Here is a 25,460-nt window from a genome sequence, read left to right on the forward strand (position 1 = left end):
AGCCGGGCGGCGCCGGGGGCGGGCTGATGTAGATCAATACACGTCGCGACGGTAGCGTCCGGCCGCCAGCAAGGCATCGAGTCCCTCCTGGCCCAGTACTTCTTGCAGTACAGCATCGATTCCTGTCGCCATGCCTTGCAGGCTGCCGCACACGTAGACGATGGCCCCTTGCGCCAGCCAGTCGCGCAGTTCGCCGGCGCTGGCGCGCAGGCGATCCTGCACATATTCGCGTTTGCCAGCATCGTCGCCATCGCGCGAAAAGACACGGTCCAGGCGCGCCAGGTGGCCAGCGTCCAGCCAGCCTTGCAACTCTGCACCGCAGATACTGTCAAAAGCTTGCTGGCGCTCGCCGAACAGCAGCCAGTTGCGGGCCAGTCCCGCCCGCTGGCGCGCGCGCAAATGCGCACGCAAGCCGGCCAGGCCGGAACCGTTGCCGATGTAAATGCAGGGCACGTCGACCAGGGCGGGCGCGAAGGCGGGATTGGCTTGCAGGCGCAGGCGGATGGGGGTGTCCAGCGTGGCGAAGCGCGTGAGCCAGCCGGAACAGACGCCATAGCCCTGGTTGTCATCGCCCGCATGGCGCTCCTGACGCACGAGCAATTGCAGTTCGCCATCGGATGGCAGCGAAGCGAGCGAATAGCTGCGCGGCGCGTGATGGGCACTGCCTGCCTCGCCATCGCTGCCGTCCGCATTGCATGGGATGATTTCCGCCAGCGCGCCTGCTTCCCAGGTGGCATCGGCGGGGCCCGTCAAGGTGATTTCATGCAGTTCGCCGCCCAGGCTGCCCGGGTTGAGCAGCACGCGGCGCGCCAGGCGCCACTCGGCATATGACGCTTCTTCCTGCACACCGATGGCGTCGATGGCGCTGCCGCTGCAGCGGGCCAGCGCTGTGGACCAGCCGGCCAGGGCGGCGGGGTCGTGCTTGTCCACTTCGATCAGCGGGAACAGGGGCGTGGCGCCCAGCGCCTGCAATTGTTGCGCCAGCGCATGGCCAAAGCCGCAGAAGGCGCTGTAATGGCGGTCGCCCAGGGCCAGCATGCCGAATTCCAGGCCCGCCAGCGGCGTGCCGGAGGTAGCTTGCAGCAGGCGCGCGAAGCGGCGCGTGCCATCCGGCGCCTCGCCTTCGCCAAAGGTGCTGGCGACGATCAGGGCCCGTTCGTACTGGCGCAATTGCGCGGGATCAAACTGGTCCAGCGATTGCACGTCGACGGCCACGCCCGCCTGCTGCAGGGCGCGCGCGCTTTCCAGGGCCAGGCGCTCGGCCCGTCCCGACTGGCTGGCGTAGGCTACCAGGGTGGGCAAGCCCGCGTTCGCCTGGCCCGGCGCACCTGCGCCCAGCATGGCGCGCTGCGCCCGCACGGCCCGTTTTGCCTTGCGGCGGCCCAGGTACAACATCCAGCCCGTGATGGCGAACAGGGGCAGGCCCAGGCTGGCCAGGGTGACGATGATACGGCCCGGCAAGCCAAAATACGTGCCCATGTGCAGCGGATAAATGATGTTGACGAGGCGCGAACCCAGCGCCTGCTGGCTGTACGGTTCGTTTTCCGTCACCGTGCCGTCGGCCGGCAGGATGTTCATGCGGCTGCGCGCCCGCTCGTGCGGCGCATCGCTGGCCAGCCACGTGAATTGCACGGCTTCGCCGGCGCGGGTCGGCAGGCGCACACTGGCCAGGGTCCAGCCGGGGGCATGCTGCTGGAAGCTGCTCCAGGCCGGGCCGATGTCGACGGCCGGCGCTTCCTTCTTCTCCTTGGACTGGCCTTTCTTGCCCGGCGCCTGGGCCTGTGCCATCCTTGGCGGCTTGCCGGCCCAGGCGTCGATATTGTCGCGCACCACGTCATAGCTCCAGTAAATGCCCGTCAGGGTCAGCGCCACGTAGACGACCAGGCACCAGGTACCGGCCACGGTGTGCAGGTTCCACAGGAAGGAGCGGCCTTTCAGGGCAGGGTCGAAGGTCAGCCAGGTGCGCCAGTCCAGCGGACGGCGGGGCCAGCGCAGATACAGGCCGGACAGGGCCAGGCCCAGCAGGCACAGGGCCAGCGCGCCCGCCACTTGCCGGCCCGGATCGCGGGGCAGCAGTAGCCAGCGGTGCAGCGATTCCGTCCACTCGAAAAAGCCCGCCCCCGTCAGTGCTGGCTGGGTCGCTCCCGTGTACGGGTGGACATAAATGGATTCGCCGCGCCGCTGGCCATTCTTCGGCGCGAAGAACAGGCGTGGCGCCGCGCCCGCCTCCGCATACATGGTGATCGAGGCCACGCGCTGGCCGTGTTCGGCAGCGGCAATGTTGCCCAGCTGGCCAGGCGTCAGCGGTGCGCGGCTTTCCACGGCCACATGGCGCACGCCGGGATTCATGACATCGAGCAATTCATCCTTGAAGGCCAGGGTGGCGCCGCTCAGTCCTATGATCACCAGCACCGTGCCGGCCGTGATGCCGATAAACCAGTGCAATTGAAACCACACCTGCTTCCAGCTCCAGTGCCAGCGCCGCAGTTGCGGGGTGGCGGCAGGCTGGCGCTGCTGTTGGCGGGTCTCCGGCGCCTCGTCGGCGCTGGCGCGCAGCTGGGGTTGTGGCAGGGAGGAGGTGGTCATGGCGGCTTTCGATAGCGCCGCCATGCAGGGCGTCAGACATGGCGGGGAAGAAGGAAGGCTGACATATTAACGCAAACGAGAATCATTCGCAAATGATGGCGCACTGGCACTGTTGCGCAAAATGCCCGCGCCAGGCCGGGATGATGCTTTTGATAATTTACATCGTCGTGAAATTGTGTGAAAATGAAAATCATTCTCATTCGTGATGCAGTGCTGACCCACTTGACCGGCAAGTATGGCAGCCACTTTGTTTGTTTGCCCGTGTCCACCATTTCTCCCTCCCTCGATACTTTTAGCGACCTGTACGCCAGCCACCATGGCTGGCTGTATAACTGGCTGTGGCGCAAGCTCGGTTGCCGCGACGGTGCGGCCGACCTGGCGCAAGACACCTTCGTGCGCATGCTGGCCACGCAGTCGGCGGACAGCCTGCGCGAACCGCGTGCCTACCTGAGCACGGTCGCCAATGGCTTGCTGGTCAATCACTGGCGCCGGCTGACCCTGGAACGCACTTTCCTTGCCGCCCTGGCCAGCCGTCCCGAGCTGACGGCGCCGTCGCCGGAAGAGCGGGCCCTCGTGGTCGAAGCCCTGTGCCGCATCGACGCCATGCTCGATACCTTGTCGCCGCGCGCGCGCCAGGCATTTTTACTGGCGCAGCTCGACGGCCTGACGTATGCTCAGATCGCCGGCCAGCTGGATGTATCCGAACGCATGGTGAAAAAATACATGGCGCAAGCCATGCTGCAATGCATGCTGTGCATGGATGATGCCGCCTAAGCCAGGCGCCGCCATGCCGCCGGCCGACTACGCCATCTTGCAGGAAGCGGCCGAATGGTTCGCCGTGCTGCGCGGCGAAGACGCCGATCCTGCCGACCAGCAAGCCTGGGAGCGCTGGCATGCCAGCTCTCCTGCCCACCGCGCCGCCTGGCGCCGGGTGGAAGCCGTCAGCGCCGAATTTCGCCAACTGCCCGGCGAACCGGCGCGCCAGGCGCTCGACGCTGCTGGGCCGCGCCAGAGCGACGCCGCGCGCCGCAGCCTGGTCAAGGGCTTGCTGGCACTGTGCCTGACGGCCGGCACGGGTGGCGCCGCGCTGCTGCGGCGAGATACGCGCAGCTGGGTCGCCAGTCTGCATGCGGGCGAAAAAACGCCGGTCGGCGCGATACGCCAGCTGGCGCTGGCCGACGGTTCGCAACTGTGGCTGAACACGGCCACGTCCCTCGACATCGATTACAGCGACACGCTGCGCCGCATCGCCCTGCATGGCGGCGAAATCTATCTCGCCTCCGCGCGCGACAGCCGCCAGCCGGCGCGCGCGCTCGTGGTCGACACCGTGCACGGCCGCCTGCGCGCGCTGGGCACGCGTTTCAGCGTGCAGCCGCAGGGCGATGCCACGTTGCTGGCCGTCTACGAGGGCAGCGTCGAGGTGGCGCCCCGCGATGGCGGCGTGCCGCGCATCGTGCCGGCCGGCCAGCAAGTGCGCTTTGGCGACGGTTTTATCGGCGAGCCATACGCCGCCGACCCGAACGGGGCCGCCTGGATCGAGTATCGCCTGCAACCGGAGCAGATGCGGCTCGATGATTTCCTCGCGCAACTGTCGCGCTACCGGCGCGGCCACCTGGGCTGCGCGCCCGACGTGGCCCACCTGCGCCTGGTGGGCAGCTATCCGCTGGCCGACACGGACCGCATCCTGGCGGCGCTGGAAGCGACCTTGCCCGTCAGGATCAACCGCGTGCACGACTGGTGGGTCACGGTGGAAGCCCAGTTGCCCAGTCAAAACAGTAAATAAGAATATTTCTCAAAACGGGTTCCCTTTTTGAAAAGTTGTTTGGCAAGGTAGAAGTAACTTGCTCAACATCAATAAGGAATGCCGTGCCGTCGTACCCCGTTTCCCTGCCGTTTGCCCGCCGTCTGCTGCCGCTGTCCCTGGCCGCGGCGCTGCTGGCCGTGCCTGCCATGCATGCCATGGCAGCGGCGGCGGAAGAGACCGTGCACAGCTTCCGCATCGCCGCCGCGCCCCTGGGCCAGGCCCTGCGCCAGTTTGCGGGCCAGGCGGGAATCTTGCTGTCGGCCGAAGGTGGCTTGACGCAGGGCAAACGCAGCGCCGGCTTGAACGCCACCGTGGCCACGGGCCAGGGCTTGCAGCAATTGCTGGCAGGCACGGGCCTCGTGGCCGTGCAGTTGCCGGACGGAAGTTACATCGTGCGTCTGGCCCCCACGCCTTTGCGCGCCGACCTGGACGGGGAGGGCGCCGGTTTGCAAGTGCTGGCGCCCGTCACCGTGCAGGGCAGCGGCGACGATGGCTACCGCCGCGTTAGTTCTTCCGCCGCCAGCCGCAACGATACGGCCTTGCATGACACGCCGCAGGCCGTCAGCGTGGTGAGCCGCGAATTGATACGTGACCAGGACATGCGCACCCTGGCCGACGCCATGCGCTACATGCCGGGCGTGGGCATGGCCGCAGGCGAGGGCAACCGCGATACGGCGGTGATGCGCGGCAACAGCTCGACCTCGGATTTCTATCTGGACGGCATGCGCGACGACGTGCAGTACTACCGCGATTTCTACAATATCGAAAGAGTCGAAGCCATCAAGGGGCCGAACGCCCTGGTCTTCGGCCGCGGCGGCGGCGGTGGCATTATCAACCGGGCCACCAAGCAGCCACAATGGACGAACGACGGTGAAGCGAGCGTGAGCCTGGGCGCCTGGCGCAACCGGCGCGCCGCGCTCGATGTGCAGCAGGTCGTGAAAGGCGATGTCGCCGTGCGCGTCAATGCCATGGCGGAAAACAGCGATTCTTTTCGCCAGGGCGTCAACGTGCGCCGCAGCGCCATCAATCCCGTGCTGGCCTGGCGCTTGTCGCCGCGCACCACCGTGGTGGCCAGCTATGAACATTTTCGCGACGACCGGGTGACGGACCGGGGCCTGCCTTCTTACCAGGGGCGGCCGTTCGACACGGACCCGTCCACGTTTTTCGGCATCGCCGGCAGCAGCCCGTCGTGGGCGTATATCGATGCGCTGGGCGTGACCTTCGAACATGATCTGGGCGGTGGCGCAAGCCTGCGCAACCGCACGCGCCTGGCCGATTACGACAAGCTGTACCAGAACGCCTTTCCCGGCCCCGTCAGCGCCGATGGCGGGAACGTGACCGTGCTGGCGTACAACAGCGCCACCTTGCGGCGCAACCTGTTCAACCAGACGGACGTCGAGTGGACGGTAAGCAGCGGCGCCGTGCGGCACCGCCTGACGGCGGGCGGGGAACTGGGCCGCCAGACGACGGACAATCTGCGCAACACCGGCTATTTCACTACCCTGGGCGACAACGTCACCCACATCAGCCTGCCAACATCGCATCCCGTGACGGACTTGCCCGTCACTTTCCGCCCCAGCGCCACGGATGCGGACAACCATGGCGTGGCCGATACGGCCGCGCTTTATCTGCAGGACCAGCTGCGTTTCAGTTCCCGCTGGCAGGCGGTTGCCGGCATGCGCTACGAGCGCTTTGCCGTCGATTTCGTCAACAAGCGTACTGGTGCGCGCATCGCCCGCACGGATACGCCGTGGTCGCCGCGCGCCGCCCTCATTTACCAGCCCGTGCCCGCGCTGTCGCTGTATGCCAGCGTCAGCCAATCGTTCCTGCCGCGCGCGGGTGAACAGCTGGCATCGTTGACGCCCAGCAATGCCGTCTTCGAACCGGAGCGTTTTCGCAACGTGGAGCTGGGCGTCAAATGGGAGGTGACGCCGCTACTCTCCGCCAGCGCGGCCGTGTACCGCCTGGAACGCAGCAATGTGGCCGTCACCGACCCCGCCGATACGACGCGGGCGATGCTGGTCGACGGCCAGCGCAGCGAGGGCCTGGAACTGAACGTGAATGGCAAGGCCCAAGCTGGCTGGAGCATCGCCGGCGGCTATGCGTGGCAGCGCGCCGTGCTGACGGCCACGCAGGCGACGACGGCCGTGGAGGGCGCCACGGTGGCGCATGTGCCCAGGCACAGCCTTTCGCTGTGGAACCGCTACGATTTTTCGCCCGCCTGGGGCGCCGGCCTGGGCGTGATCGCCCGCAGCGCCGTGTACGCCTCGGTGTCGAATACGGTGGTATTGCCCGGCTTTACCCGTGTCGATGGCGCCGTCTACTTCAAGCCGCAGGGAAATTTTCAGCTGCAGCTGAATGTGGAAAACCTGTTCAACAGAAAATATTTTGCCTCCGCCCACAGCAACGACAACATCGCGCCCGGTTCGCCCCGGGCCTTGCGCATGACGGCGCTGTGGCGGTTCTAGTTTTGTAGGCGCCAGGTTTGCAGTACCCAAGCAATCAACGAGCCAGCCAACTGCCGGGGGCAGTAGCCAGCCAATTTATTCCATCCGATACATTGAAAGATAGCGATGACATCGAAAGACAAAGCGGGCGTTACCATCCGCAGCCGCAAGCACCACACCACTTCCACGCCGCGCATGCATGGCACGGCCCTGGCCGCGTTTGCCACCCTGGCCATGCCGCTGGCGCTGCACGCGCAAACGACGGACAAGCCGCAGCAGTTGCAGGAAGTCAAGGTGGTGGGCACGGCTGACCGCCTGATCCAGGCGCCCGTCAAATCGGCCAACGACAAGCTGACGGCGCCGCTGCTGGACACGCCGAAATCCGTGACCGTGATTCCTGCTGAAATCATTTCGCAAACGGGCGCCGTCTCGCTGACGGATGCGCTGCGTACCGTGCCGGGCATCACCATCGGCGCCGGCGAAGGCGGCAACCCCGTGGGCGACAACCTGTTTATCCGCGGCTACAACGCGCAAACGGATACGTATATCGATGGCATCCGCGACACGGGTTCGCAATCGCGTGAAATCTTTGCGCTGGAACAAATCGAAGTCGTCAAAGGCCCGAACTCGGCCTACGGTGGACGCTCGTCCGCAGGCGGCGGCGTCAATCTGATCAGCAAGACGCCGAAGGCGGAAGATTTCACCAACGCCACCGTCGGCCTGGGCAGCGCCAAGTACCGCCGCGCCACGGCCGACGTGAACCGCGTCATCAGCGACGACGTGGCCGTGCGCCTGAACGTGATGGCGCACGACGCCCACGTTGCCGGCCGAGACTTTATCAATGGCGACCGCTGGGGCATCGCGCCATCGATCACCTTCGGCCTGAAATCGGCCACGCAGGCGACCCTCAGCTACTACCACATGCAGTCGAGCGAATTGCCGGACACCGGCTTGCCGTTCAACAACCCGTTCTCGTCGGGCGCCAACGTGTCGAAAAACGGCAATGGCACGCCCGTCAACGTGCCGCGCGACACCTTCTATGGCCTGGTGAACCGCGATTTCCGCGACACGCAGAGCGATATCGGCACCATCGACGTGCGCCACGACTTCGGTAACAAGTTGATTTTGCGCAACGTGACCCGTTACGGCAAGACCAGCAACGACTACGTGTGGACCCAGCCCGACGATTCCAAGGGCAACACCATGCTGTACGGCACCGTCTGGCGCCGCGCCAACACGCGCACGACCGATACGGACGCGCTGGCCAATGCGACCAGCCTGGGCGGCGAATTCCTGGCCGGCGGCGTGAAGCACACCTACACGGTGGGCCTGGAAGTCGGCCGCGAGGAAACGGATCGCAGCTCCTATCTGTTCAGCCCGGGGACGAACAATTTCCTCACCAAGTCGACCACTTGCCCCACGTCGGGCGCCGCCACCGGCTACAACTGCGCACCCTTGCTCAACCCGAACGCCAACGACCCATGGGTCTACACGCGCACGGTGTCGCCGGCACGCACGAACATCGTCACCAACACGCGTTCCGTATACGGTTTCGACACCATCGAGTTCACGCCGCAATGGCTGCTCAACGTGGGCATCCGCTGGGATGACTACAAGAGCTCGCTTAACACGCCGCAATACACGCTCGACGGCAAGACCACCGCCGCCACCAGCGCCAAAGTGCACGCCACGTTCGCCAGCTATCAGGCCGGCCTGGTGTACAAGCCATCGACCAACAGCAGCGTGTATGTTTCCTACGGCACCTCGTCCACGCCACCGGGCAATGATGGCGGCGACGGCATCGACGGCTTGACGGTCGCCATCCAGAACCTGAAGCCGCAAGAAAGCAAGAGCTTCGAGCTGGGCACGAAATGGGAAGTGCTGCCGGGCGGCCGCCTGTCCGTGAGCGGTGCCTATTTCCAGAGCGACATGAGCAATGCGCGCGTGACGGCACCGGACGGCAGCACACAAAACGTGGGCGACAAGCAAGTCAAGGGTATCGAGCTGGGCGTGAGCGGCAATATCACCAAGGAATGGTCGGTCTTCGGCGGCTACACGCATCTGAACGCCATCGTGGAAAACAATGGCTATGTCACGAATGGCGTGATCAATGGCGTGACGCAATACGCGCCGTCGCCGTACAACGGCAACCAGTTCCCCACCACGCCAAAAAACAGCGCCTCGCTGTGGACCTCCTACCTGGTCACGCCCGCCATTACGGTGGGTGGCGGCGTGAACTACGTCGACAAGGTCTATGCGAACGTGGCCAACAACAAGTTTGCCCCGGCTTACACGCGCTTCGATGCCATGGCCAGCTATGTGGTCAACCGCAATGTGACCCTGCAGCTGAACATCCAGAACCTGACGAACAAGCTGTACTTCGACAAGGTTTCCTCGCCGCACTATGCTGGCGTGGCCCCTGGCCGTTCCGCAACCGTGACGGCCAACATCAAGTTCTGATGTTCGCCGGTTTGAGGTAGCGCAAGGCGCCGTTCCAGTAGTCGGGAACGGCGCTTTTTTTCATTTCCCGGTTCCCTTTTGACGTTCTCGCTTGGCAAAGTAGGGAGAGCAGAACGCACAAGCGGAGAATCCCATGCAAGACATTCAATACCAGGGCGATGGCCGCGTGTTCGAGCGTTTGCGCGCCGTGCGCCTGCGCCCGACCAGCGCGCGCATCTGCATCTTGCAAGTGCTGGCCGGCACGCAGCGGCAAGCGATGAATGCGGAAAGCATTTATCAGCAACTGCTGCACATCGGCATTGCCGTCAGCCTGGGCACGATTTACCGCGTGCTCAAGGAAATGGAGCTGGCCGGCTTGCTGCTGCGCGAGCGCGAAGCTAGCGCCAGCGGCAACAAGGCGCGCTACCTGATCAAGCCCGACCAGGTGGAGACGGACAGTTGCTACCTCGTGTGCAGGGTGTGCGAACGCAGTGTGCTGGTGCAGGATGCGTCGCTGGTGGAACAGCTGCGCCAGACGGCGGTGGCGCACGGCATGGACATCGGCGCCAACGTGATTTCCGTGCAGATGCGCTGCAGCCAGTGCGCTGAAGAAGCGCAAGCGGGGCGGGGCAAGCCCTTGCGGGTTAGCTGACGGCGCCGCCCTTTGATGCGGCGCAACAATGGGCGGCGGGCCATCCTCCTCCTCGCCGCGCGCATTAGGCGCTACAATAGGGAATCTCTTTATTCTCCCTGACTCGTCTTCTGCTGCCATGACCACTTCCACACCGAATCTCGTCGTCACCCCATCCGCCCACTCCTTGTCCGACGCCGAGCGCGCCGCGCGCATGGTCAATCCTGCTTTTGGCCGCATCTTCACCGACCACATGGTGGTGATTCCTTACCGCGACGGCAAGTGGCAGCAGGGCGAATTGAAGGCCTACGGTCCGCTGATGCTGGACCCGTCCGCGTCGTCCCTGCATTACGGCCAGGCCATCTTCGAAGGCTACAAGGCGTTTGCCCAGCCCGATGGCAGCATCAAGACCTTCCGTCCGGAACAGAACGCCGAGCGCTTCAACCGCAGCGCCGCGCGCCTGGCCATGCCGGCCATTCCTGTCGAGCTGTTCCTGGAAGCGGGCGACGCGCTCATTTCGCAAGACCGCAACTGGGTGCCGAAGAACACGGGCGAGAGCCTGTACATGCGTCCGCTGATGATCGCCACCGACCCGTACCTGGGCGTGCGTCCATCGGAAGAATACCTGTTCGTGCTGTTCGCCTCGCCTGCCGGCGCCTACTTCCCGAAAGGCGTGAAACCCGTCACCGTGTGGATCAGCGAAGACTTCGTGCGCGCCGCGCCGGGCGGCACCGGTGAAGCCAAATGCGCGGGCAACTATGCGGCCAGCCTGATGGCCCAGTCGCAAGCGCAAGAGAAGGGCTGCGACCAGGTTGTGTGGCTGGACGCCGTGCACCGCGAATTCATCGAAGAAATGGGCGGCATGAACCTCTTCTTCGTGTATAAGGATGGCGAGAAAGTCACCGTCGTGACGCCGGAATTGACGGGCACCTTGCTGCCAGGCATCACCCGCCGCAGCCTGCTGGAAATGGCGAAAGACCTCGGCTATGCGACGGAAGAGCGTAAATTGTCCGTCCAGCAATGGCGCGACGACATCGCCTCGGGCCGCATGACCGAAGTGTTCGCCTGCGGCACGGCCGCCGTCATCACGCCCGTGGGCGTGGCCAAGGCCAACGGCTTTGAAATGACCATCAACAACAATGAAAATGGCGCCGTTACCCTGGCCCTGCGCGAAGCGTTGCTGGGACTGCAGCATGGCACGGCGGCTGATACGCACGGCTGGATGCATAAAGTTTGCTAAGTTGATGGTGTAATTTCCATACCGCGCCGGCACTCAGTTGCCGGCGTTTTTATATCTTGAAGGAAGCTCGATGAAAATCCGCTCTGTCTTGCCCGCGCTGGCCGCCGTGTTCCTCAGCCTTCCCTTTGGTGCCGTCCACGCGGCCGACGCCACGTGCGCCATTCCCCGCAACGTCAGCTATTACGATTACGACGTCAAGCCGTCGGACGAGAAAAACACGTGCTACAAGCAAAGCACCAACGTACCCACCGATTACTTCATGCTGGCGCTGTCATGGTCGCCAGGCTTTTGCGACAGCCAGCGCCGCCGTGGCGCAGTGTCGAAGAAGGCCGCCTTCCAGTGCGCCGAGAGCAACCAGTTCGGCTGGATCGTGCATGGCTTGTGGGCGCAGTCGGCCAATCCGGCTACCTGTGAAGACATTTCCGTGACGCCGCCGCGCAAGACGGACATGCATCCGCGTTACTGCAAGGGCAATTTGCCGAAGCTGGCGCCGTCCGACATCCTGCCCTACATGTGCATGCAGCCGGGCGAAGCCTTGCTGCAGGGTGAATGGGAAAAGCATGGTGCCTGCGATTTCGATACGGCCAAGGAATATTTCGAAAAGGAACGCGAACTGTTCCATGCCTTGAAGTTGCCGGATTCCACCATGCCAAAGAACGAGCTGTTCCAGTGGATGAAGCAGCATAACCCGCAACTGAAGGGTCGCTGGCTTGGCTATGAAAAGCACTCGGGCGAGTTGCGCATCTGCTATTCGAAAGACTTCAAGGTCATCGACTGCCAGAAGTAAGCTGGCCTCTCCTGCAGGTTTCTTACATACATGTTAGTGTATTGTCCGGATCAGCAAGATGAACAGGTAGTGTATGCAGCAGTCTATGCGGCAGCAAACGCAAGCCGTGATGGTGGGCGAGGACGGCTTGCCGCCCGGCGCCCGTGCATGGGCCATGCTGGCGCTGGCCATCGGCGTGGGCATGGCTTCGCTCGATACGGCGATTGCCAACACGGCCTTGCCGGCCATCGCCAGCGAACTGCACACGACGCCGGCCGCCTCCGTCTGGATCGTGAATGTGTACCAGCTGGCCATGGTGGCGACCTTGCTGCCGTTTTCCGCCCTCGGCGAAATCTCCGGTTACCGGCGCGTGTTCATCTCCGGCATGTTTTTATTTACCCTAGCTTCGCTCGCTTGCGCACTGGCCTGGTCCTTGCCCTCGCTGGTGGTGGCGCGCCTGTTCCAGGGCGTCGGCGCCAGCGCCATGATGAGCGTCAACACGGCGCTGCTGCGCGCCCTGTATCCGAAACACTTGCTGGGACGCGCGTTTGGCAACAATGCGCTGGTGGTGGCTGTCGCGTTTGCCATCGGGCCCACGGCCGCTTCCTTGATCCTGGCGACGGCATCGTGGCCGTGGCTGTTCGCCATCAATGTGCCGCTGGGCGTGGCCGGCTTCTTCCTCGCCAGCCGCATGCTGCCGGCGACCAGACTGTCCGGGCATACCCTCGATGCGCGCACGGCGCTGTACAACGTGGGCGCTTTCGGCTTGCTGATCCTGTTGTTTGGCGACGCGGCCCATCACGCGGCCCTGTCGACCTTGCTGCCGGAACTGGTGGCGGTAGTGATCTTCTTTATTTTGCTGCTGCGCCGCCAGGCGGGGCACGCAGCCCCGATGCTGCCGATCGACCTGTTTCGCCGTCCATTATTCCTGCTGTCGTCGCTGACGGCCATCTGCACGTTTGCCGCGCAGGGCCTGGCCTTCGTCTCGCTGCCCTTCTATTTTGAAGTCACGCTGGGCCGTTCACCCGTCGAGACGGGCTTTTTGATGACGCCGTGGGCCGTGCTGGTGGCTGTGATGGCGCCTGTCGCTGGGCGCCTCAGCGACCGCTATTCGCCGGGCGTGCTCGGTGGCATCGGCCTGGCGGCGCTGGCTGGCGGCTTGCTGACCCTGGTGTGGATACCGGCCCACCCGAGCGCGTTCGATATCGGCTGGCGCATGGCCTTGTGCGGCATCGGTTTCGGTTTCTTCCAGGCGCCCAATCTGAAAGCCATCATGGGCAGCGCGCCGCCCGAGCGGGCCGGCGGCGCCAGCGGCGTGGTGGCCACGTCGCGCCTGATCGGGCAAGCCACGGGCGCGGCGCTGGTCGCGTATTGCTTCACGGTTTCCGCCACGCGTGGCACGACATATGCGCTGTGCCTGGCGGCAGGCTTCGCCGCCGTGGCCAGCATCGCCAGCTTCTCGCGCCTGGTGGTGGCGCAGCCGGCGTGGTTGCAAGGCAAGCGCGACTGACAGGTACAAATCAGACGTCGATGGCCTTGTCCGACTGCATGCGCTTGCGCAGTTCGAACTTCTGGATCTTGCCCGTCGACGTGCGGGGCAGGGGGCCGAAATAAATGGCTTTCGGCACCTTGAAGCCCGCCAGGTTGTTCTTGCAAAAGGCGATCAATTCCGCTTCCGTCACCGTGCCGCCTTCGCGCAGCTCGACAAACGCGCATGGCGTCTCGCCCCATTTTTCGTCCGGCTGGGCGATGACGGCGGCGGCCAGCACTTGCGGATGGTGGTACAGCGCGTCTTCCACTTCCACGCTGGAAATGTTTTCTCCGCCGGAAATGATGATGTCCTTGCTGCGGTCCTTCAGCTTGATATAGCCGTCCGGATACATGACGCCGAGGTCGCCCGTGTGGAACCAGCCGCCGGCGAACGCTTCCTGCGTCGCCTTTTCATTTTTTAAATAGCCTTTCATGCAGATATTGCCGCGGAACATGATCTCGCCGATCTGTTCGCCGTCGGCCGCCACCGGCTGCATGGTCTCCGGGTCCAGCACGGCCACGGCGCTTTGCAGGTGGTAGCGCACGCCCTGGCGCGACTTCAATACGGCCCGCTCTTCCTGACTCAAGGCCGCCCACTCGTCCTGCTCGGCGCAGATGGCGGCCGGGCCGTACACTTCCGTCAAGCCATACGAGTGGATCAAGTCAAAACCCATGGCTTCGATCTTTGCCACCATGGCAGCCGGCGGCGGTGCGCCTGCCACCATGCCGCGCACGGTCCAGTCGATGCCGTCACGCCAGTTGGCGGGCGCATTGGCCAGCGCTGCATGCACGATGGGCGCGGCGCAGTAGTGGGTGATGCGCAATTCGCGCATCAGGTCGAACACGAGTTTCGGTTCGAACTTGCGCAGGCACACGTTGACGCCGGCCCGCGCGGCCACGGTCCACGGGAAGCACCAGCCATTGCAATGGAACATCGGTAATGTCCATAAGTACACGGCATGCTTGGGCATGTCCCACTCTAATATGTTCGACAGGGCGTTCAACGCCGCGCCGCGGTGGTGGTAAACGACGCCTTTCGGGTCGCCCGTGGTGCCGGACGTGTAGTTCAAAGCGATGGCGTCCCACTCGTCCGCAGGCGGCTGCCAGTCGTAGTCGGGGTCGCCGCTGGCCAGCAAGCTTTCATAGTCGAGGTCGGCAAATGCTTCCACTTCCGGTCCCAGCGCATCGTTGACCTGGATCACGCGCAAGCCGGGAATCTGCGCCGCCATCTGGCGCGCCAGCTCGGCAAATTCCGTGTCGGCCAGCAAGACCTTGGCTTGGCCATGGCGCAGCATGAAGGTCAGGGAGGCCAGGTCGAGGCGGATATTCAGGGCGTTGAGGACGGCGCCGGCCATCGGGACGCCAAAGCTCGCTTCCACCATGGCGGGGGTGTTCGGCAGCATCACGGCCACCGTGTCGCCCGTGCCCACGCCCAGTTTGATGAGGCCGGAGGCGAGGCGGCGCGTGCGCGCATAGGTTTCGCCCCATGTCTGGCGCACGGCGCCATGTGCAATTGCCAGGCGATTGCCATATACTGCCGCTGCCCTGGCGATATAGTCGAGCGGGGTGAGGGCGGCGTAGTTGGCGCTGTTTTTGCCGAGGCCGGTGTTGAAATCAGCTGTCATGCTTGTCTCCTGGTAAAAGAATCTTGTAGCTCCCTGTTTCGGGATTGATACCGGTTAGCATAGCACCGGCGCTGGAAAATCACTGTCATCTTAGTGACAACTGCGGTGACAACTGACGAGTGACAACTGAAGGATGGAATGGATAGCAACGATAGTGTAGACCGTGCCGTGCCCGAACTCGACAGCCACGACTGGTTCACGGCCCTCGATATCAGGTATCAGGCCCTGTTGCGCGCTGGCAGCGTGATCCGGCATTTCGAGGCGGGCGCCTTCATCACGCGGCGCGGCGAACCGTCGGCGCACTGGATCGGCGTGCACACGGGCTTGATCAAGCTGGCCGTCTACAACGCCGATGGGCGCGGCGCCACGTTTTCCGGCGTGCCGGCCGGTGGATGGTGCGGCGAGGGCAGCGTGCTCAAGCGCGAACTGCGCCGCTACGATGTGGTGGCCGTGCGCGCATCGCGCATCATCCTCGTGCCGGTGGACCTGTTTCACCTGCTGCTGGCCGAGAGCCTCTCCTTCAATGCCTTCGTCATCCGCCAGCTGAACGAGCGCATGGGGCAATTCATCGCCACCATCCAGAACCAGCGCCTGCTGGCCGTCGATGCGCAAGTGGCACAAGCCATCGCGCAGCTGTTCCACCCCATGCTATACCCGCGCACGTCCAGCGTGCTTGAGCTGTCGCAGGAAGAAATCGGCTTGCTGACCGGTATCTCGCGCCAGCGGGTGAACCAGGCGCTGGGCCATCTGGCCGAACTAAAGCTCATCAGCATCGCCTACCAGTCCATTCGCGTCGTCGACCTGGACAGCTTGCGCCGTTATGGCGTGGCGTCGCTGTGATGACAGACCGGACGCGCGATGTGTGGCATGCTGGCGGCTTGTTCACCACCTTGACCTGACGCATGGCCCTCGTTTCCGATCATCCATTGCACCTGCTGGGCTTGCGCTTTCCGCTCCGGCTGCGCGTTACCGTGCGTCAGGGCTTTGTGACCTTGCACAATGAAATCACCACCAAGAAACTGGCTAGCGGCGACAGTTTCGTCGTGCCCGCTTTCCTGCGCTTTGCCTGCGACGTGATGCCGGGGCGGGGCAAGCCGGCCGTGTTCACCCTGGCGCTGGAAGGCGATGAGCCCGATGGCGGCCACGGCGGCGGCAAGCGCTGGAGCCAGGCGCTGGCGCAGCACATCTTTGATACGCCGCAAGGTAAGTGGACGGCTGCGCGCCTGGCGGCCCTGTGGCAAGTGACGCCGCACAAGGCCAGGGCGCGCCTGTTTTCCGAAGGCGAGGCATTGCTCAGCCTGGTGCGCGAACAGCGCTTGGCGCACGCGCTGCACACGGCGGCGCAAGCGGATGCCGATGGCGGGCACGGCGAGCGCGACCTGGCGCAAGTGGCGGCCGGCTCCGGCTTTGCCTCGATCCCCGCGTTTTGCGATGCCTGCGTGGACGTGGCGGGCGTGCGCCCCAGCCTGTTCCTGCGTGGCCAGGCGGGCGCGCCTGCGCAACGCGATAGCCAGACTCCGTTATAATCGGGGCCATGGGATCATTATTGAAGCGCAAACAGTGGCATATGTGGTTCGCCTGCCTGGCGATACTGCTCAATGCGCTGTCGCCATCCCTGTCGTATGCGTTTGCTTCGCTGCATGCGAACGCGAACAATGCCGCCGTCGAGATTTGCTCGGCCAGCGGCGCCGTCTACACGCAAGCGGACCTGGCGCCAGCCGCCAAATCCACCACTGATTCCGTGCTGCACCACATCGAGCATTGCCCGTTCTGTATGAGCCATGCGGGCAGCGCGGGTTTGCCGCCGTCGTCAGCATCGCCGCTGCCCGTGATCACGGGCCACGACCTGTATCCGCCATTGTTTTACCAGGCGCCGCGGGCCCCGTTCGCCTGGCTGGCCGCCAGCCCGCGCGGCCCGCCTCTGGCTGCCTGAATACACCCGTCACGCCTTCCACGTCTTAACTGTATCCACTACGCCCATCGGGCCAGAATGCCATGAAACGTCGTCTTTTTCTTCTCGCCGGTACGGCGGGATTGCTCACGCTTGCGGCTTGCGAACCCGCGCCGAAACCCCATTACAACGGCCTTGACTTGACGGGAGGCGATTACAAGCCCGACTTCAAGTTGAGCGGCCCCGACGGCAAGGTCTACACCCTGGCCGATTTCAAGGGCAAATATGTGATGGTCTTCTTTGGCTTTACGCAATGCCCGGACGTGTGTCCGACAGCCCTGTCGCGCGCGCTGGAGATCCGCCAGAAACTGGGGCCGGATGCCGACAAGCTGCAAGTGATCTTCATCAGCATCGACCCCGAGCGCGACACGCCCGAGTTGCTGGGAGAATACATGCGCGCCTTCGACCCCAGCTTCCTGGGCTTGCGCACGGACCCGCAGGCGACGGCGCAGACGGCCTTCAATTACAAGGTCTTCTACCGCCGCGTGCCGAGCGGCAGTTCCTACACGATGGACCACACGGCCATCAGCTATGTGCTTGATGCCGAGGGACGCATGCGCCTGGGCTTGAAGCACCAGTTGACGGGCGACGAGTGCGTGCAGGATATCAAGACCCTGATGAAATCGAAATACACCTTATAACCATACCGAGGAATGATCATGACCCATTTGAAAACCCTGCTGGCCGCGGCCCTGGCTGTGCTGTCCTTCTCCGCCGTTGCCCAGACTGCCGTGCAGATTACCGACCCGTGGGTGCGCGCCACCGTGCCGCAGCAAAAAGCCACGGGCGCCTTCATGCAGATCACGGCGCCGAAAGCCATGCGCCTGCTGGAAGTGCGCTCGCCCGTGGCCGGCGTGGCGGAAATCCATGAAATGAGCATGACGGACAATATGATGCGCATGCGCCAGGTCAAGGAAATCGCCTTGCCAGCCGGCAAAGCCGTCGAACTGAAACCGGGCGGCTACCACGTGATGCTGCTGGAACTCAAAGGGCAGGTGAAGGCGGGCGACAAGATCCCGCTGACCCTCGTCGTCGAAGGCGAGGACAAGCGCCGCGAAACGATCGAAGTCAATGCCGTGGCCCGTCCGCTGGGCGCCACCTCGACGTCATCCGCGATGCCGGCGATGAAGCACTAAGCGACGGCAATACCCTTGCAAAGCCCGGTTCGCCGGGCTTTTTTGCGTCCATTTGAAAATTAAACAGCTGTTTGATACAATGCTGAATAATATTAAACAGCTGTTTAAGTGATGGGAATGGCATGACAGAAGAAGTCGAAACGGCGCGCACGCGCATCCTGCAGGCGGCGGTCCAGCTGTTTGCCGACGAAGGCTACAAGCTCGCGTCCGTGCGCAGGATCTGCGAGGCGGCCCACGTCAACGTGGCGATGGTCAACTATTATTTTCATGGCAAGGAAGAGCTGTACCTGGCCGCCTTCGACCATGCGCGCGCGCTGGCGCGTGCCTCGGCCGCTGCCGCGCCGGAGGCCGGCCCAGCGGCGGCCGTGGCGCCCGTGGAACAGTTGCGCCTGGCGATAGAAGCGATGGTCTTCGACATGTTGCGTCCGGGAGCGGCTTCGCTGTTCAGCCGCCTGGTGGCGCGCGAATTGATTGAACCCACGTCCGCCATCCACATGCTGGCAGACCGCGATGTGCGCGCGCACCATGCCCTGTTTACAGGCTTGATCCGTGGCGTGGTGGGCGAGGCCATGCCGGCCGACGTGCTGCAGAAATGCGTGTTCAGCGTGATCGGCCAAGTCGTGTTCTATGCCCGTTCGCGCATCGTGCATGAACTGGTGGCGCCGGAAATTACCTATGACGAGACTGGCACTGCCAGCATTGCGCAGCATGTCGCCGCGTTCTCGCTGGCGGCCCTCGACGGCTTGCGCCGCCAATATGCTGTGCAGGCGGGCGCATGAAAGCGCGCAACCTGACCCTGGTGCTGGCCGGGCTGGCCATGCTGGGCCCGTTCGCCACCGATACCTTCCTGCCGTCGTTTCCCGCGATCGGCACGCATTTCGACGTCAGCAGCGTGCTGGTGCAGCAGACCCTGAGCGTCTACCTGGCCGCCTATGCCTTCATGACCTTGTTTTACGGCACCTTGTCCGATTCGTTTGGCCGCCGTCCCGTGATTCTCGCCTCGCTGCTGATCTTTGCCGTGGGCTCCATCGGCGCCGCGTTTGCCCCCAGCTTTGGCTGGCTGCTGTTCTTCCGCGGCATGCAGGGCGCCTCGGCGGGGGCGGGCAGGGTCATCGGCCAAGCCATCGTGCGCGACAGCCTGTCGGGTGCGGCCGCACAGAAGATGCTGGCCAATATCATGATGGTGTTCGGCATCGCGCCCGCCATCGCGCCCATCATCGGCGGCTGGCTGCACGTGGCGTATGGCTGGCAATCGACGTTCGTGTTCACCTTTTCCGTCACGGTGCTGCTGTTGCTGGCCTGCCTGAAAGGCTTGCCGGAAAGTTTATCCGTCGAGCAACGTCAACCTTTTCACCCAGGCAACATCGCACGCAATTACTGGCTGGCCTTGCGCCACCGGGCGTTCCTGCTGCGTTCGCTGGCCGTGGCCTTTGCGTTTGGCGGCTTTGCCCTGTACATCGCCTCGGCCCCGCATTTCATCCTGGAACTGCTGCACCTGCCGGAAACGGCGTTCGGCTGGATGTTCATCCCCATGGTGGCGGGCCTGGTGGGCGGCTCGGCGCTGTCGGGCAAGCTGGCCCATGCGGTGAAAAGCGCCGTGCTGGTGCGCTGGGGCTTGCTGGCCATGGCGGCCACGGGCGCGCTCAATATTGCCTACAATCACTGGTTCGCGGCCAGCATCCCGTTCGCCGTCGTGCCCGTGATGCTGTATGCGTTCGGCATGTCACTGGCCTTGCCGGGCATGACCATGTCGACGCTCGACATTTTCCCGCAGATGCGGGGTTTGGCTGCCTCCTTGCAAAACTTCGTGCAAATGCTGGTGTTTGCGCTCGTGTCCGGTTTTGTCGCACCGTTGCTGTTCGACAGTGCGTTCAAATTGGCGCTGGGGCAGGCCTCTGCCGTGGCGCTGGCCGCGTTTTTCTGGTGGCTGGGCACGCGCCAGGACGCAGCGCAGGGTGTGATAAGTATTGCTAAAACGGCATGAGCGGAGTTTGAAAAGGTAGGCATGCTTCCTGCTTTGTTACACTGTGACAATCAGACCCACGCTGCGGGCACAGCAGCACGCGCGCGGGTCTAAGCAGTTTTGCAACTTTACCTTTGGCTATCATGCACTTGATTAACTCCAGTTTGAACCACGCCTTGCGCGTGCCGCTGGCGGCGGAAATCCATTCGCGGCCGTTTTTGCAGCTCGACGCCCCCGAGCTGATCACCCATCTGGCCGTGTATAAAGATGACAGCGCGGCGCCCGGTGCGTCGAATATGGCGGCCCAGCATGCCACCCTGGCGGCCTTGTGCACGCATTTCGGCGTCACGCCGCCCGCCGCCGAAGCCAAGTATTTTTATTACGACTTCGGCCGCTTCCGCCTGAAATGGGAATGCCACACGGAATTTGCCACGTTCACCTTCGCCGAGCATCCGGGGCAGGCCTTGCCCCTGGCGCAGGCGTTCGAGCGCATGCCTTTGGCGCAGTTGCCGCAGCAATGGCTGGCGGGCTTGAAGGGCAAGCTGATGGTGGCGGCGCACGTGGTGCTCGAGCAGGCGACTGAACCAGCCGAAATCTTCATGCAGGGCTTGTCGCGCGTGTTCGAGGGCAATACCCTGGCCGGCAGCAAGGTGCTGCAGGGCGGCGAATTGTGGACGGATTTCACCATCCAGTCCGATGGCTTCAGCCGTTTCGTCATCCGCGATGCGGGCATGCGCTCGCAGCAGTCGGGGCGATTGGTGCAGCGCGTGCTGGAAATCGAAACCTACCGCATGATGGCCTTGTTGGGCTTGCCTTACGCCATGCAGGCGGCGCCATCCTTGAATGCCATCGAGAACGAACTGGCCACCCTGGCTGCCGCCATGGTCGACACGGACGATACTCCGGGCCTGGTCAAGGCCGACGAGGGTGTTGCCGAGCAAGCCTTGCTCGACCGCATCACGCGCCTGGCCGCCCGCATTGAAAAGCTGTCGCTCGACAATAGCTACCGCTTTTCCGCGTCGAAAGCCTACATGGGCCTGGTCAAGGCGCGCATCGACGAGTTGCGCGAAGTGCGCATCGAAGGCATACCCACGGTCGAGGAATTCATGGATCGGCGCCTGACGCCCGCCATGAACACCTGCGAAGCCATGGCCAGCCGCCAGGAAGCGATGGCGCAGCGCATCGCCAACACGAATGACTTGCTGCGCACGCGCGTGGGCATCGTGCAGGAATTGCAGAACCGGCAAATCCTGCAATCGATGAACGCCCGCGCGGCGCAGCAGCTGCGCTTGCAGCAAGCGGTGGAAGGCTTGTCGGTGGCCGCCATTTCCTATTATGTGATCGGTCTGTTCAGCTACACGGGCAAGGCGGCCAAGGTACTGGGCTTGCCCGTGAATCCGGAAATCCTCGTCGGCGCCCTGGTGCCGTTCGTGGCGGCCGCCGTGTGGCTGGGACTGCGTCGCATGCACCACAAGCTGCACGCGGACTGAACAGGACGACATCGCGCTGTCATTTTTGCTATCTTTCAACATTCGACCGTCAGGTGTTTTGAAAAGGAAGTGGCGTGCTAGCGAATGTTGGAGATGTTTACAGTGTGTTTTCGCCCGAGCTGCAGCAGTATGTGGCTTGCCAGGTCACCCGCATCAAGGATGCTTTGTCGTCCAGGCCGGTAGCTGCCGTGCTGGAGCTGGACTGGACCGGTGACGCCTTGCCCGATGCGGCGGCCGTGCAAGCCATGCGGCCGCTGCTGTGCGATTATTTCTTCTGGAATAATCGCCACGATCACTGCTATGCCACGGCGAACGTGCCGCCTGGCTATACGCTCGTTGGCAATATCGCGCCGCTGGTGGATGTGGAAGTCAACAGCTACCGCAGCGCCTGGTACGTGGGCGACAGCGTGCTGCGCCAGCGCAACTGGGAGCGCATCGATCCGGCGCGGCGCCAGCAGTTCAAGGCCGCGTCGGACAAGTGTGAAGTGACGCTGGGCGGCCAGGTCTTCCGGCAGGACGCGACGAAAATCAATGACAGCGTCTTGCAGGCGCTGGGCGACGTGTCCGAGCTGGAGCAACTGCCTTGCCTGATGTCGATCGAGACTGGCAACGGCACGCAAGCCTTGATGGAGTTTATCCAAGGCAATCCCTTCATCAATGAGCTGGAATGGCAATCATCGACGGTGCATGCGCTCGACTTCAGCGGCAGCGGCCTGGAACGCCTGATCCTGCAGCCCGATGGCGTCACCAGCCTGGTCTTGAACGAAGGCTTGAACCTGCTCGCGCTGGGCAGCGCGCCATCGCCGGAGCTGCGCATCGACGATGGCGCGGATGGCCGCCACCTGACACTGCAGTGCAAGCACGCGCTGCCGCCGTTCCACGGTCTCGACCAGTTGGGAGGCCTGTCGCTGATCGGCATGAAGGAAGTCGACTTGGCGCATGTAGCGCAGCGCTTTCCCCATCTGACATCCTTGCGCATCTGGGGCAAGCCCGGGATGGCGTCGCAGATGGCCAGCCTTGCGCGGCTGGCCCAGCTGCGGACGTTCACCGCCTATGACCTGTTCGGTTTCACGGCGGAGGAATTTCCATCGGCCGCGCAATTGCCGAAGCTGTCGGCCTTGTGGCTGACCAGCTTGCCAGCGGATGTCGCCAAGGCCATCAAGGCCGGCTACAAGACAGCGGCGGCGCAGGGATTGGACTTGTCGGTCACCAAGGCGCGCAAGCCGGAATGGCTGGCGGATAACCTGCTCAACCCGTTCCGCGATTGGGATGGCCGCGAGCATATTTCCCCCGCGTATGCGAAAAAGGCGGCGCTGGCCTACAAGAACATGCTGGCCGTGACGCGCGGCATCGATGCCGCCATGCAGGCGACGGCGGCGGCCGCCGCGCTGGAGGCGATGGTCGCCGCCTATGTGGATGCCTTCAACAAGATCGAGCGGCGCACGAGCATCATCGAGACGGTCGAGCGCGAGGAAATCTACACGGTGCTGGCGGAATTGCTGGCCCAGCTGCGTGGGCAGCTGGGCGGGCAGGGCGCTACACTCGTCGATGAGGCGGCCTTGCTGGCGCTGTTCGACCGCTTGCGCGAATTCTAGACCAGTCCAGCATTCTAGAAAAAAAGTTCTAGACATTGAGTTCTAGACTGGGTATTCTAGCGGCATGTTAAAAAATACCTCCACTCCCCATCCCACGGCCGCCGAACTGGACCTGCTGCGCATCCTGTGGCAGCGCGGTCCTTCCGACGCCCGCGCCGTGTATGACGCCCTGGCCGCGGAGCGTGCCGACGCCAGTTACGCCACCGTGCTGCGCCAGTTGCAATTGATGCATGGCAAGGGCTTGCTGAGCCGCGACGAAAGCCAGCGGCCGCAGCTGTATGCCGCCGTCGAAGCGCAGGAAAAGCTGCAAACGAGTTTGCTCAAGGACTTGATCGGCAAGGTGTTTTCCGGTTCCGGCAAGGCGCTCGTGCTGACGGCGCTGCGCGAACACGTGAGCGACGCGGAACGCCTGGAAATTGAAAAAATCCTGCGCAGCAAGGATGGCGGCGCGCCATGAACCTGGACCTGGGCATAGAGTTGGGCAACCTTGTCCCTGCGCTGGGCTGGGTCTTGCTGTATTTTGTCTGGCAGGGATTGATCGTCGGCGCCGTCTCCGCTGTATTGCTCTGGCTGCTGCGCCACGCCAGCGCGCGCTGGCGCTATGCCGTGTGCGCGCTGGCGCTGCTGCTGTGCCTATGCATTCCCTCGCTCCACCTGCTGTCTCTGCTCTCGGGCACATCGCTGGCCCAGCTGCCGATGGCAGCGCCGCCCGCCTGGCGCGCCGCGCTGCAAGCGTGGATGCCGGCCCTGGTGCTGGCCTGGAGCGCCGGCGTTGGCCTGATGAGCTTGCGCCTGTGCCTGGGCCTGGCCTGGGTCGGCAGGCTGCGCCGCCAGGCTGTGGCGGCCCCCGCCATCTGGCAGGCGCGCCTCGATGCGCTGGCGCTGCGCATGGGCTTGCACCGGCGGCCGCCGCTGAAGCTGCATGCGGGCCTGGCCAGTCCCGTGACGGTGGGTTTCTGGCGCCCCGTCATCCTGCTGCCGGCCGCCTTGCTGAGCGGCATGCCCGTCGCCCTGCTCGAAGCGCTGCTGGCGCATGAACTGGCGCACGTGCGGCGCTGGGATTACCTGGTCAACCTGTTGCAAAGCGTGGCCGAGGCGCTGCTGTTCTTTCACCCCGTCGTCTGGTGGCTGTCGGCGCGCATGCGGGCCGAGCGGGAACAGGTGGCCGATGCCCTGGCCGCGCAAGCGCTGCAAGACCCGCAGCAGCTGGCCACGGCGCTGCATGCGCTGTCCCTGCACACGGCCGTGCCACAGCATTCCCGCTTGCTGATGTCGGCACGGGGCGGGGCGTTGCTGACGCGCATAGAACGCCTGATGGCGCCAGGGCTGGATACTGCCGGCTGGAAACTGGCCGTGCCGGCCTTGCTGCTGGCCTGCGCCACCCTGTTGTTGCAGACGCAGGAAAAGCCCGCAGTCAACGGGGCGATGCTGGCCGAGGCTGCCGCCAGCATGCTGGCCTTGCCCGTCAGCGCGAAACACATGCTGGTGTTCGATGATGCCAGCGGCAAGGTGTTGATGGCGAAGGATGCGGACGCCGTCGTGCCCATCGCCTCGATTACCAAGCTGATGACGGCCATGGTGGTGCTCGATGCGGGGCTCGACCCCGATGAACAGCTGCGCATCGTGCGCGCCGACGGCGATGCGTCGCTGCAGCGCCACAGCCTGCTGGCCGATGGCGTGGCCGTGTCGCGCGGCGCGCTGCTGCAACTGGCGCTGTTGCCGTCCGAAAACCGCGCCGCCGCCGCGCTGGCGCGTACCTATCCCGGCGGCAACACTGCCTTTGCGCGAGCGTTGCAAGCGAAGATCCGCCACCTGGGCTTGCGCCGCACCACCTTGACGGACCCCGTCGGCAGTTCTCCCGCGAATACGTCCACGGCCAGCGAGGTGGCGAAGATCGTCGCGGCGGCCGCGCGCTATCCGGACATCGCGCGCATCACCAGCCACCCGCAGGCGAGCGTGGCCGTCAATGGCAAGACGCGCACCCTGCACAACACCAATCCGCTGGTGGGCGGCAAGGGCTGGGACATTCTGTTGTCCAAGACGGGCAGCAGCAACGAGGCGGGCAGTTGCCTGACGATGCGCATGCGCAGCGGCGGCAAGCACGTCACGGTGGTGCTGCTGGACGCCGACGGCGCGCAGCGGCGCTCGCTCGATGCCGGACACATCCGCGACACCCTGGCCGGGAGCCCAGGCCGCATGCATTGATACCCCCCCCCGGGCGCGCCAGTGCGGGCGCCCACCTTTTTACACTCTGGAG

Annotated in this window: 21 protein-coding genes; 19 read left to right on the forward strand and 2 right to left on the reverse strand. The window is 64.2% G+C overall.

Annotated elements, in window-relative coordinates; translation table 11 throughout:
• Positions 1 to 33: 33 nt before the first annotated feature.
• Entirely contained in the window at positions 34 to 2,586 is a 2,553-nt protein-coding gene (locus tag JAB1_RS05790) for a sulfite reductase flavoprotein subunit alpha (protein WP_083299666.1), read from the reverse strand.
• 183 nt (positions 2,587 to 2,769) lie between these two features.
• Here JAB1_RS05790 and JAB1_RS05795 point away from each other — a divergent pair, with 183 nt between their 5' ends.
• From JAB1_RS05795 to JAB1_RS05830, 8 genes are all read left to right on the forward strand, one after another.
• The gene (locus tag JAB1_RS05795) at positions 2,770 to 3,360 is read left to right on the forward strand and encodes a sigma-70 family RNA polymerase sigma factor (protein ID WP_083299579.1); all 591 of its coding nucleotides are present in this window, start codon (positions 2,770 to 2,772) and stop codon (positions 3,358 to 3,360) included.
• Entirely contained in the window at positions 3,350 to 4,369 is a 1,020-nt protein-coding gene (locus JAB1_RS05800; RefSeq protein WP_070279806.1) for a FecR domain-containing protein, read from the forward strand. Before JAB1_RS05795 ends, JAB1_RS05800 begins: the two co-directional genes overlap by 11 nt.
• An 83-nt stretch (positions 4,370 to 4,452) precedes the next feature.
• Positions 4,453 to 6,858: a TonB-dependent siderophore receptor gene (locus JAB1_RS05805; protein ID WP_071653301.1), complete on the forward strand. Its 2,406-nt coding sequence runs from the start codon at positions 4,453 to 4,455 to the stop codon at positions 6,856 to 6,858.
• A gap of 105 nt (positions 6,859 to 6,963) precedes the next feature.
• Positions 6,964 to 9,297, forward strand: coding sequence for a TonB-dependent siderophore receptor (locus JAB1_RS05810; protein WP_070279148.1), 2,334 nt, complete (start codon positions 6,964 to 6,966; stop codon positions 9,295 to 9,297).
• 133 nt (positions 9,298 to 9,430) lie between these two features.
• Complete coding sequence (locus tag JAB1_RS05815) at positions 9,431 to 9,928, forward strand: transcriptional repressor (protein WP_070279149.1); 498 nt, start codon at positions 9,431 to 9,433, stop codon at positions 9,926 to 9,928.
• A gap of 118 nt (positions 9,929 to 10,046) precedes the next feature.
• On the forward strand, positions 10,047 to 11,147 hold the full coding sequence (locus tag JAB1_RS05820) for a branched-chain amino acid aminotransferase (protein WP_070279150.1): 1,101 nt from the start codon (positions 10,047 to 10,049) through the stop codon (positions 11,145 to 11,147).
• A 70-nt stretch (positions 11,148 to 11,217) separates the two neighbouring features.
• Positions 11,218 to 11,934 (forward strand): hypothetical protein, encoded by a 717-nt coding sequence (locus JAB1_RS05825; RefSeq protein WP_217494265.1) that lies wholly within the window; start codon positions 11,218 to 11,220, stop codon positions 11,932 to 11,934.
• Positions 11,935 to 12,007: 73 nt separating this feature from the next.
• Positions 12,008 to 13,423, forward strand: a complete 1,416-nt coding sequence (locus JAB1_RS05830; RefSeq protein ID WP_070279151.1) for an MFS transporter — start codon at positions 12,008 to 12,010, stop codon at positions 13,421 to 13,423.
• A 10-nt stretch (positions 13,424 to 13,433) separates the two neighbouring features.
• Here JAB1_RS05830 and JAB1_RS05835 read toward each other — a convergent pair whose 3' ends face one another.
• Entirely contained in the window at positions 13,434 to 15,068 is a 1,635-nt protein-coding gene (locus tag JAB1_RS05835; protein ID WP_070279152.1) for an acyl-CoA synthetase, read from the reverse strand.
• Positions 15,069 to 15,206: 138 nt separating this feature from the next.
• On the opposite strand from JAB1_RS05835, the gene JAB1_RS05840 reads away from it, so the two are divergent.
• The 11 genes from JAB1_RS05840 to JAB1_RS05890 all read left to right on the forward strand — a co-directional run bounded on the left by JAB1_RS05840 (position 15,207) and on the right by JAB1_RS05890 (position 25,408).
• On the forward strand, positions 15,207 to 15,908 hold the full coding sequence (locus tag JAB1_RS05840; protein WP_070279153.1) for a Crp/Fnr family transcriptional regulator: 702 nt from the start codon (positions 15,207 to 15,209) through the stop codon (positions 15,906 to 15,908).
• A 62-nt stretch (positions 15,909 to 15,970) separates the two neighbouring features.
• On the forward strand, positions 15,971 to 16,594 hold the full coding sequence (locus JAB1_RS05845) for a hypothetical protein (protein WP_070279154.1): 624 nt from the start codon (positions 15,971 to 15,973) through the stop codon (positions 16,592 to 16,594).
• A 20-nt stretch (positions 16,595 to 16,614) separates the two neighbouring features.
• Complete coding sequence (locus JAB1_RS05850; RefSeq protein WP_230522056.1) at positions 16,615 to 17,001, forward strand: DUF2946 domain-containing protein; 387 nt, start codon at positions 16,615 to 16,617, stop codon at positions 16,999 to 17,001.
• 62 nt (positions 17,002 to 17,063) lie between these two features.
• Positions 17,064 to 17,660: an SCO family protein gene (locus tag JAB1_RS05855; RefSeq protein WP_070279155.1), complete on the forward strand. Its 597-nt coding sequence runs from the start codon at positions 17,064 to 17,066 to the stop codon at positions 17,658 to 17,660.
• A gap of 18 nt (positions 17,661 to 17,678) precedes the next feature.
• Positions 17,679 to 18,155, forward strand: a complete 477-nt coding sequence (locus tag JAB1_RS05860) for a copper chaperone PCu(A)C (protein WP_070279808.1) — start codon at positions 17,679 to 17,681, stop codon at positions 18,153 to 18,155.
• 122 nt (positions 18,156 to 18,277) lie between these two features.
• Positions 18,278 to 18,934: a CerR family C-terminal domain-containing protein gene (locus tag JAB1_RS05865; protein ID WP_070279156.1), complete on the forward strand. Its 657-nt coding sequence runs from the start codon at positions 18,278 to 18,280 to the stop codon at positions 18,932 to 18,934.
• The gene (locus JAB1_RS05870; protein ID WP_070279157.1) at positions 18,931 to 20,139 is read left to right on the forward strand and encodes a multidrug effflux MFS transporter; all 1,209 of its coding nucleotides are present in this window, start codon (positions 18,931 to 18,933) and stop codon (positions 20,137 to 20,139) included. The genes JAB1_RS05865 and JAB1_RS05870 overlap by 4 nt, the downstream gene beginning before the upstream one ends.
• Before the next feature lie 122 nt (positions 20,140 to 20,261).
• Complete coding sequence (locus tag JAB1_RS05875) at positions 20,262 to 21,608, forward strand: DUF3422 domain-containing protein (protein WP_070279158.1); 1,347 nt, start codon at positions 20,262 to 20,264, stop codon at positions 21,606 to 21,608.
• Positions 21,609 to 21,712: 104 nt separating this feature from the next.
• Positions 21,713 to 23,203, forward strand: a complete 1,491-nt coding sequence (locus tag JAB1_RS05880; RefSeq protein ID WP_217494266.1) for a hypothetical protein — start codon at positions 21,713 to 21,715, stop codon at positions 23,201 to 23,203.
• 64 nt (positions 23,204 to 23,267) lie between these two features.
• Positions 23,268 to 23,660 (forward strand): BlaI/MecI/CopY family transcriptional regulator, encoded by a 393-nt coding sequence (locus JAB1_RS05885; RefSeq protein ID WP_034757543.1) that lies wholly within the window; start codon positions 23,268 to 23,270, stop codon positions 23,658 to 23,660.
• Positions 23,657 to 25,408 carry a M56 family metallopeptidase gene (locus tag JAB1_RS05890; protein ID WP_070279160.1) on the forward strand — a complete coding sequence of 584 codons (1,752 nt, stop codon included), beginning with the start codon at positions 23,657 to 23,659 and terminating at the stop codon, positions 25,406 to 25,408. Before JAB1_RS05885 ends, JAB1_RS05890 begins: the two co-directional genes overlap by 4 nt.
• Positions 25,409 to 25,460: the final 52 nt, after the last annotated feature.

The sequence above is a fragment of the Janthinobacterium sp. MP5059B genome (assembly GCF_001758645.1).
Taxonomy (GTDB): Bacteria; Pseudomonadota; Gammaproteobacteria; order Burkholderiales; family Burkholderiaceae_D; genus Janthinobacterium; species Janthinobacterium lividum.

What these genes read in the sequence shown, in the direction of transcription:
- JAB1_RS05855 (WP_070279155.1), top strand. Translation starts at nt 17,064, where the DNA reads ATGAAACGTCGTCTTTTTCTTCTCGCCGGTACGGCGGGATTGCTCACG.
- JAB1_RS05870 (WP_070279157.1), top strand. Translation starts at nt 18,931, where the DNA reads ATGAAAGCGCGCAACCTGACCCTGGTGCTGGCCGGGCTGGCCATGCTG.
- JAB1_RS05875 (WP_070279158.1), top strand. Translation starts at nt 20,262, where the DNA reads ATGCACTTGATTAACTCCAGTTTGAACCACGCCTTGCGCGTGCCGCTG.
- JAB1_RS05845 (WP_070279154.1), top strand. Translation starts at nt 15,971, where the DNA reads ATGGCCCTCGTTTCCGATCATCCATTGCACCTGCTGGGCTTGCGCTTT.
- JAB1_RS05885 (WP_034757543.1), top strand. Translation starts at nt 23,268, where the DNA reads ATGTTAAAAAATACCTCCACTCCCCATCCCACGGCCGCCGAACTGGAC.
- JAB1_RS05860 (WP_070279808.1), top strand. Translation starts at nt 17,679, where the DNA reads ATGACCCATTTGAAAACCCTGCTGGCCGCGGCCCTGGCTGTGCTGTCC.
- JAB1_RS05890 (WP_070279160.1), top strand. Translation starts at nt 23,657, where the DNA reads ATGAACCTGGACCTGGGCATAGAGTTGGGCAACCTTGTCCCTGCGCTG.
- JAB1_RS05835 (WP_070279152.1), bottom strand. Translation starts at nt 15,068, where the DNA reads ATGACAGCTGATTTCAACACCGGCCTCGGCAAAAACAGCGCCAACTAC.
- JAB1_RS05795 (WP_083299579.1), top strand. Translation starts at nt 2,770, where the DNA reads ATGAAAATCATTCTCATTCGTGATGCAGTGCTGACCCACTTGACCGGC.
- JAB1_RS05820 (WP_070279150.1), top strand. Translation starts at nt 10,047, where the DNA reads ATGACCACTTCCACACCGAATCTCGTCGTCACCCCATCCGCCCACTCC.
- JAB1_RS05865 (WP_070279156.1), top strand. Translation starts at nt 18,278, where the DNA reads ATGACAGAAGAAGTCGAAACGGCGCGCACGCGCATCCTGCAGGCGGCG.
- JAB1_RS05840 (WP_070279153.1), top strand. Translation starts at nt 15,207, where the DNA reads ATGGATAGCAACGATAGTGTAGACCGTGCCGTGCCCGAACTCGACAGC.
- JAB1_RS05800 (WP_070279806.1), top strand. Translation starts at nt 3,350, where the DNA reads ATGCCGCCTAAGCCAGGCGCCGCCATGCCGCCGGCCGACTACGCCATC.
- JAB1_RS05790 (WP_083299666.1), bottom strand. Translation starts at nt 2,586, where the DNA reads ATGACCACCTCCTCCCTGCCACAACCCCAGCTGCGCGCCAGCGCCGAC.
- JAB1_RS05825 (WP_217494265.1), top strand. Translation starts at nt 11,218, where the DNA reads ATGAAAATCCGCTCTGTCTTGCCCGCGCTGGCCGCCGTGTTCCTCAGC.
- JAB1_RS05815 (WP_070279149.1), top strand. Translation starts at nt 9,431, where the DNA reads ATGCAAGACATTCAATACCAGGGCGATGGCCGCGTGTTCGAGCGTTTG.
- JAB1_RS05810 (WP_070279148.1), top strand. Translation starts at nt 6,964, where the DNA reads ATGACATCGAAAGACAAAGCGGGCGTTACCATCCGCAGCCGCAAGCAC.
- JAB1_RS05830 (WP_070279151.1), top strand. Translation starts at nt 12,008, where the DNA reads ATGCAGCAGTCTATGCGGCAGCAAACGCAAGCCGTGATGGTGGGCGAG.